This is a genomic window from Actinomadura sp. 6K520 (genome assembly GCF_004349245.1).
GTDB lineage: Bacteria > Actinomycetota > Actinomycetes > Streptosporangiales > Streptosporangiaceae > Spirillospora.
On record NZ_SMLC01000050.1, the window covers coordinates 35976 to 43399 of the forward strand.

The following is a 7424-nucleotide window of genomic DNA, read 5'->3' on the forward strand; positions in this document are numbered from 1 at the left end:
CCGATTTATCCACTTTTAAGTTGAAGTAGTCCTTGCGTGCTGGCTACGCTCCGACAGGCGGCGCTACTGCCATCACGGGAGGGCAAGTCTCCATGCTTCTTGAGTATGACCAGGCTCGATGGCATGGCGGGGGGCCCGCGCCATGAACCTGCACGCGGTCGGGAGCCGCCGGCGGGAGGTCGGCGGATACGTCCCCAACGTCGCCCGGATGCACAACTACCTCCTCGACGGCAAGGACCACTACGCGGCGGACCGGTCGGCCGTGCGGGACCTCCTGGAGCACGCGCCGGAGCTGTACAGGCTCGCCCGCGCCGAGCGGCTCTTCCTGATGCGCGGCGTGCGGTGGCTGGCCTGGAAGGCGGGCATCGACCAGTTCCTCGACCTCGGCTGCGGGATGCCGGTCGGACGGTCCGTCCACGAGAGCGCCGCCGGCGCCGCCGGGCCCGGGCGGCGCCCCCGCGTCGTCTACGTCGACAACGACCCGGTCGTGGTGGCGCACGGGCGGGCGCTGCTCGACGAAGGCGACTCCGTGCTGACCGTCCCCGGGGACGTCCGCGACCCGAAGCGCCTGCTCCGTGAGTCGCGGGTGGCCGACATCCTGGACTTCCGGCGCCCGGTCGCGGTGCTCTGCGGCGCGGTCCTGCCGCACCTCGACGGCGAGCGGCCCGGAGAGGTCGTGGCCGCCCTCCGCGACGTGCTCGCCCCCGGCAGCGCGCTGCTCGTCAGCCACCTGTGCGGCGACCACGCCGCACCGCACATCACCGGCATGCTCCAGGAGGTGTACGCCACCGCCACCGCGCCGCTGACCCTGCGGAGCCGCGAGCAGATCGCCGGCCTGTTCGACGGCTTCGACCTGCCGCAACCCGGGGTGACGGACGTCGCCCGATGGCCGCGCACCCGCCCGCCCGCCGGCCGCCGCACGATCACGTCCTACGGGGGCATCGCGCGGCGGCCCGGCGGCTAGGGGCGGGGCGGAAGCGCCCGCCGGAGCGCCTCCTTGTCGACCTTGCCCGTGGGCAGCAGCGGCAGCCCGTCGACGATCTCGAAGTGCTTGGGGACCTTGTGCCCGGCCAGCCGGGTGCGGCAGTGGCGGTCCAAATCGTCCGGACTGGTCCCGGCGTCCGGACGGGGCAGCACGAAAGCGGCGCCGACCTCGTGGTACACCGGGTCGGGCACGGCGACCACGGCCGCCGCGGCGACGTCCGGATGCGCCTCCAGGGCCATCTCGATCTCGCGGGGATAGACGTTGTAGCCACCCGACTTGAACATCTCCTTGAGGCGGCCGACCAGCGTCAGGGTGCCGTCGGGGCGTGCCACGGCCACGTCGCCGGTGCGCAGGAAGCCGTCCGGCGTGAAGGCCGCGGCGGTCGCGTCCGGTGCGCCGAGGTAGCCGCTCATCAGGCACGGGTTCCGCACCTGGATCTCGCCGGGCGTGCCGGGAGCCACGGGCGTCCCGTCCGCATCGGCGAGCCGCAGTTCGAGCCGGGGGTCGGGGCGGCCGATGGTGGTGGCGAGCGTCTCGTCGTCGGCGTCCGGATCGTTGTAGGCCACCGCGACGCAGCTCTCGGTCAGCCCGTACACGGAGGTGAGGCGCGCACCGGTCGCCCGCAGCGGCGGCACCAGCTCGCGGGGCAGCGGCGCGCCGCCCCACGCGACGTACACCAGCGACGACAGGTCCGCCGCGGCGACCTCGGGACGCATCATGACCAGCTGGAACATGGTGGGGATCTGGCCCCACATGGTGACCTTCGCGCGGTCGATGGCCGCCGGGATCGCGGCCGGGTCGAAGTCCTCCATGAAGCAGACGCCGCCGCCCATGGCCAGCGGGACCGACACGACGTCCATGACCCCGCCCACATGGCCGACCGGGAGGTTGGCCAGGGCCACGGCGGGCGCGTGGTACAGGCGCGTCGCCTGGAGGCGGCACCCTTCGGCGAACGCGCGGTGGCTGATGACGGCGCCCTTGGGACGGCCGGTCGTCCCGGACGTGTAGATGATCAGCCCGGGGTCGTCGTCCGCGCCCTCCGGCGAGGCGGCCGCGCCCTCCGGCGAGGAGTCCTCGGCGGGCGCGCCGGCGTGGGCGAGGAAGTCCCCGAACGGCACGGCCCCGGGGAACGAGCCGGTCAGCGCCACCGTCTCCCGGACCGTGCCGGCCGCGTCCCGCAGCGCGGCCATGTCCTCCCCGAACGGGCGGCCGCCGTGCTCGGCGAGCGAGACGAGCAGCACCGGCGCGCTGTCGGTCACCACGTGCAGCAGCTCGCCGCGCGTGTACCGGGGGTTGAGCCCCACCCACACCGCGCCGATCCGGGACAGCGCGAGGAACAGGGTGAGGAACTCCGGTCGCGGGGTCGTCAGCACGGCCACCCGGTCGCCGTGCCGCACCCCCGAGGCGCGCAGCGCGGCGGCGCAGCGGGCCACGTCGGCGGCGGCGCGCCGGTAGGTCCGCGGGGCGCGCCCGGTGCCGTCGAGCTCGTCCAGCGGGGCGTCGGGGGTCCGGGACGCCCAGTGGTCGAGGTAGCCGGCCACCCTGCCCACCCGCGGCACGATCTCCTCGCCGGGCGGTTCGCTCACTGCGGGCCCTCCTCTTCGGGGGTGACGAACATCGAGATCCAGTCGGCGACCATCGCGGGGGTGCCGGCGTCCTCGACCTCCATGACGTTGCGGGTGAGCACGCGCACCCGCCCCGGCTCCTTCTCGCGGGCCTCGACGAGCCGGGCACGGACCCGCACCCGCTCCCCGGCCAGCACCGGGCGGAGGAACCGCACCTTGTCGACGCCGTAGTTCAGCCCGTAGGCGCCCTGGAGGTCGAGGTCCAGTTCCCGTTTGTGGAAGGCGACGAGCAGCGACAGGAGCAGGAACCCGGAGATGAGCCGGTCGCCGTACGGGTCGCCGTTGGCCGGCGGGGCGCCGAGGAAGTCCTCGCGCAGGAAGGAGGCGTCGGCGAAGGCCCGTTCGTCGTCGGCGCCGAGCCGCACCCAGTCCGAGCAGAACAGTTCCTTCCCGGTGAGTTCGTGCAGTTCACCGAGCGTGCGAACCATCGGCGTCCCCCGTCCCGGGCGGTGTCAGGGCAGCGGCGGGCGTCGCGTCCGCGGCGTCGGGGCGCGACGCCCCGATCCTGGCATAGCGGTCAGGGTCGGTGCGACGCAGCCGCACCGCGTACAGCGCGGCGGCCACCGCGAGCAGCATCGCCAGGTACGGCAGCGTGTTGATCGCCACGGCGTCGCTGTGCGCCAGCGTGCCGAAGTTGGCCAGCAGCAGGACGGTCGCGGTGACCAGCCCGGCGCAACCGGCGAGGGGGAGGGCGAGCGTGCGCAGCAGCCGCGGGTCGCGGCGGCGGCGGAAGTAGACGACGCAGGCCACCGCCGTCAGCATCTGCAGCAGCACGATCCCCAGAGTCGACAGCCCGCTCATGACGGTGACGAGGTTGCGGTACGGGTCCAGCCCGGCGGCGGCGAACGCGGCCACGACCACCAGCGTGCACCCGGACTGCGCGACGCTCGCCGCGTACGGGGAGCGGTGCCGCGGGTGGACGCGGCCCAGCCGGGTGAAGACCAGCCCGTCGCGTCCCAGCGAGTACAGGTAGCGGCCGGCCGCGTTGTGGGCGGCCAGCAGCGAGGCGAAGATGCTGGTGATCACCAGGAGCCCGAACAGCGCCTCGGCGCTCGCGCCGAGGAGGTCCGCGGTCAGGTTGAGCATGAGCTCGCCCTCCTGGTCGTCGGCCACCTCGCGGGCCCGGCCGGCGCCCAGCGCGCCGACCGTCAGCCAGCTCGTCAGCGTGTAGAACACCCCGATGACCAGCACGGCCGCGTAGGTGGCCCGCGGCACCGCGCGCTCCGGGTCGCGGCTCTCCTCGGCGTAGATCGCGGCAGCCTCGTACCCGACGAAGGAGCCGAACGCGAACATGAACGCCACGCCCGGCGCCCCGGACAGCACGGTGGCCGGATCGAGCGACGCGGCGGGGAAGGCGGCCGTCCCCCGGTCGGCCAGGATCGCCAGGTCGACGGCGAGCAGCATCCCGATCTCGCAGGTCAGCAGCACGGCCAGCACCTTGGCCGACAGGTCGACGGCGCGGAAGCCCAGCACGGCCATGATCGCGATCGCCGCCGCGCTGTAGGCCCACCACGGTCCGGGCGCGCCGCCCTCGATGGTCAGGAAGTAGCCGATGCCCCCGGCGAGCGCCGCGACGAGGCCGTTGTAGCCGAGCAGGGCGAGCACCGCGCCCGCGGCGGCGGGGGGACGGCCCAGCCCGCGGGCGACGTAGGCGTAGAAGCCGCCGCCGCCGGTGATCGTCCGGGCCATCGCCGCGTACCCGGCCGAGAAGCACAGCAGGGTGAGCGTGGCGACCAGGTAGGCGCCGGGCACCCCGGCCCCGTTCCCCACGCCCATCGACAGCGGCACCGTGCCCGCCATCGCCACCAGCGGTGCCGCGGCGGCGACGACCAGAAAGACGATCTTGGTGGTGCCCAGCGTGCGTCCGAGCCCCACCGGCTCATCGGTATCGGCTGCCATGCGCCCCCATTTCGGACCCCCGTCTCAGCTCGCACTCAGATTCTTCACATCTGCGACAAACCGGCAAGGCGTTCGGGGAACGTCCGGCGGGAAATCGATCACATCTTGTTCGCCATCCCGGTGGCGCTCCGGAGGCGAACCGTGAATGTTGGGAACCCCCTGCCGAAGAGAATCCAGGGTGATCATGAACATCGCCTTCCCCGTGTGCGGCGTCATGCTCACGATCGTCTTCCTCTACAAGCTGCGCTACCTGCGCTCACGCTGGAGCAGCGCCCGCGTGTGGGCGCTGTGCGCCACCGTGTTCTGCTTCGCCGTCACCATGTGGTCCGCATTTCCGGCCAGCGTTAAGGTCATTAATCGGGCTACCGGAATTCCGAACGTCGCGGAGTTGCTGGCCGCGGTCGGCCTGGCCGCGCTCGGCGGGCTGTTCCTCGTCCTGGCGCTGCTGTGGCGCTACTCGACGGCGCAGGCGTGGTCGCGGATCCGCTGGGTGCTCCCGGCCTATTCGCTCGTGATCGCCAGCATGGTCGTGCTGTTCGCGCTGTCGGACGTACCGGAGGAACGGCCCGTCGACTTCACGTTCCACTACGCAGGGCAGCCGACCATCGCGGCCATGTACACGATCTACTACGCGGCGACGGTCACCGGGTCGACGATCCTGACCCGCTGGTGCCTCACCTGGGCGCGGCAGCCCGACTACGCCGGCCTGCCCCATCTGCGCCGGGGCCTGCGGCTCTACGGCGGCGCCAGCCTCGTCCTGGTCGTCTACGCGCTGCTGCGCCTGCTGACGATGGCCGCGAACTGGCTGGGCTCCTCCGCCCTGGACCCGATGGGCAACCTGGTGCCGGTCATCGCGTCGCTGACCGGCTGCTTCCTGCTGACCGCCGCCCTGGTGGTCCCCGTCTGGGGGCCGCGCTGGTCCGCCGCCCGCCGCGCCCTCGGCCTGTGGTCGGCGTTCTGGACGCTGCGCCCCCTGCACCGCGACCTGCGCGACGTCAACCCGAACGCCGTCTTCGTCGCGCCCGGCAGGCGGCTGGACGTCCAGCACCGGATCCGCCGGACGCTGATCGAGTTGAGCGACTGGCGATGGACGCTGAGCCCGCTGTTCGACCCCGCCGTCCAGGAGGACGCCCTCCGGCTGGGCGAGCGCCAGGGGCTCACCGGGGAGCGCCTGACCACCACGGTCGAGGCCGCCCAGATCAAGGCCGCCCTGCACGCCTGGCGGAACGGCGTCCGGGCCGGCGACGCCACCGCGGCCGACCGGTACGGCGACGAGCGCGACGGCACGGACCTGCACTGCGAGCTCGCCTGGTGGCGCCAGGTGGCCGCCGCCTACCGGTCCGCCGCGGTCACCGCGGTGCTCGCCCGGACCCGCCGGCCGGCCACCGCCCCACCCTCCTGACGCACCGCGGCGGATCCAGGTCACCCCACGTCAACGCTCCTGCCTGCATGAAATGTCCTGAATGGGGCACATGGCTGTCCGTCCGGTGCGGAGAGGAGCGCGACATGAGGCTGCTGGGACGTTTCAGACGGCGGGGAACGAGGCGCGCCGGGAAGCCGGCGCGGGCGGGACGCCGCGTGCCGACCTTCCGGGAGATGCACGCCCGGATGCGGACCGAGCGCGCCGAGGCGGACCTCATGGCGACCGAGGCGCGGATCCACCAGGAGGCGGAGCGGTACCGCCGGGAGATGCGCCGCGCCGGCTGACGAGGGACACGAACGACGAGGGACACGAACGACGAGGGACACGAACGACGAGGGACACGAACACCGCCGAAGAACCGAGGAGGGGGAGTCCATGGGGCTGTTCGACAAGCTGAAGAACAGGACGCAGCGCGGCAAGGGGCGCGCCAAGGAGGCCGCGGGACGCGAGTCGCGCGATCCGTACCTGGAGGCGGAGGGCCGCAAGGACCGCGTCGCGGGCGGCGCCAAGCAGGTCGGTGAGAAGGCCAAGGACGCGGTCCGCGAGGCGCGGCGCACCGGCGAGCGGTGACGGATTCGGCTCCCCGGGATTCTTGCTGCGATTGGCCCGGAGAAGCGGTCAGGATGTGACCGCTTCTCCGGGCATCGTTGGTTCCGGCCTGATCACGAGGAACCAGGGAGCCGACCATGCCCGTCCTGGACGACCGGGCGCTCAACCGCGCCACGCTCGCCCGGCAGCTGCTGCTCGACCGTTCGGACATGCCGGTGCTCGACGCCGTCGCGCACCTCTGCGGCATGCAGGCGCAGGAGCCGCAGGAACCGTTCACCGGGCTCTGGTCGCGGCTCCGCGCGTTCGACCCGGCGGAGCTGTCGGACCTGCTGACCGGGCGGCGCGTGGTCCGCACCGCCCTCATGCGCCGCACCATCCACCTCGTCACCGCCGACGACGTCCTCGCCTGGCGGGCACGCCACGACGCCATGCTGCGGCAGAAGGTACTCGGGGTCTACCGCCGCGACCTCGACGGCGTCGACCTGGACGAACTCGCCGCGGCGGGCCTGGCGGCGCTGGACGACGGCCGCCCCCGCACGATGGCCGAGCTGGTCGACGCGGTCGCCGGGCGCTGGCCGGACGTGCCGCGGCGGGCCCTGGGCGAGATGCTCGTCTCCGCGCTCCTCCCGACGGCGCAGGCGCCGCCGCGCGGGGTGTGGCAGGTCAGGGCGGGGGTCCACAACGTCCTGCTGCCGTCCTGGCTCGGCCGGGAGATCGACCCGCTGCCCGCGGACGACACGGACCCGGTCGGCCAGGCGATGGCACGGCGCTACCTCGCCGCGTTCGGCCCCGCCGCCACGGCCGACCTGCGCGCCTGGTGCGGGCTCGCCGGGCTGCGGCCCGCGGTCGCCGCGCTGCGCGGGGAACTGGTCGCCTTCCGGGACGAGCGGGGCCGGGAGCTGCTCGACCTCCCCGACGCCCCCCGTCCCGATCCTGTCCCTTA

8 protein-coding genes are annotated in these 7424 nt (G+C 73.5%); 5 read left to right on the top strand and 3 right to left on the bottom strand.

Going from position 1 to position 7424, the window contains the following annotated elements:
* Window positions 1–118 precede the first annotated feature (118 nt).
* Complete coding sequence (locus tag E1289_RS15870; RefSeq protein WP_131980767.1) at window positions 119–964, top strand: SAM-dependent methyltransferase; 846 nt, start codon at window positions 119–121, stop codon at window positions 962–964.
* Here E1289_RS15870 and E1289_RS15875 read toward each other — a convergent pair.
* The 3 genes from E1289_RS15875 to E1289_RS15885 are packed head-to-tail and all read right to left on the bottom strand — an operon-like array spanning window position 961 to window position 4509.
* Window positions 961–2571 (bottom strand): class I adenylate-forming enzyme family protein, encoded by a 1611-nt coding sequence (locus E1289_RS15875; RefSeq protein ID WP_131980769.1) that lies wholly within the window; start codon window positions 2569–2571, stop codon window positions 961–963. The genes E1289_RS15870 and E1289_RS15875 overlap by 4 nt on opposite strands.
* Window positions 2568–3038 (bottom strand): MaoC/PaaZ C-terminal domain-containing protein, encoded by a 471-nt coding sequence (locus E1289_RS15880; RefSeq protein ID WP_131980771.1) that lies wholly within the window; start codon window positions 3036–3038, stop codon window positions 2568–2570. The genes E1289_RS15875 and E1289_RS15880 overlap by 4 nt, the downstream gene beginning before the upstream one ends.
* Window positions 3019–4509, bottom strand: a complete 1491-nt coding sequence (locus tag E1289_RS15885; protein WP_131980773.1) for an APC family permease — start codon at window positions 4507–4509, stop codon at window positions 3019–3021. The genes E1289_RS15880 and E1289_RS15885 overlap by 20 nt, the downstream gene beginning before the upstream one ends.
* Before the next feature lie 184 nt (window positions 4510–4693).
* Between E1289_RS15885 and E1289_RS15890 the strand changes: the two genes are divergently transcribed.
* From E1289_RS15890 to E1289_RS15905, 4 genes are all read left to right on the top strand, one after another.
* Window positions 4694–5911, top strand: a complete 1218-nt coding sequence (locus E1289_RS15890) for an MAB_1171c family putative transporter (protein WP_131980775.1) — start codon at window positions 4694–4696, stop codon at window positions 5909–5911.
* Between the two features lie 104 nt (window positions 5912–6015).
* Window positions 6016–6216, top strand: a complete 201-nt coding sequence (locus E1289_RS15895; RefSeq protein ID WP_131980777.1) for a hypothetical protein — start codon at window positions 6016–6018, stop codon at window positions 6214–6216.
* A gap of 91 nt (window positions 6217–6307) precedes the next feature.
* The gene (locus tag E1289_RS15900) at window positions 6308–6502 is read left to right on the top strand and encodes a CsbD family protein (RefSeq protein ID WP_131980779.1); all 195 of its coding nucleotides are present in this window, start codon (window positions 6308–6310) and stop codon (window positions 6500–6502) included.
* A 116-nt stretch (window positions 6503–6618) separates the two neighbouring features.
* Window positions 6619–7424, top strand: an 806-nt coding sequence (locus tag E1289_RS15905; protein ID WP_131980781.1) for a winged helix DNA-binding domain-containing protein, incomplete at its 3' end; no start/stop codon positions are given.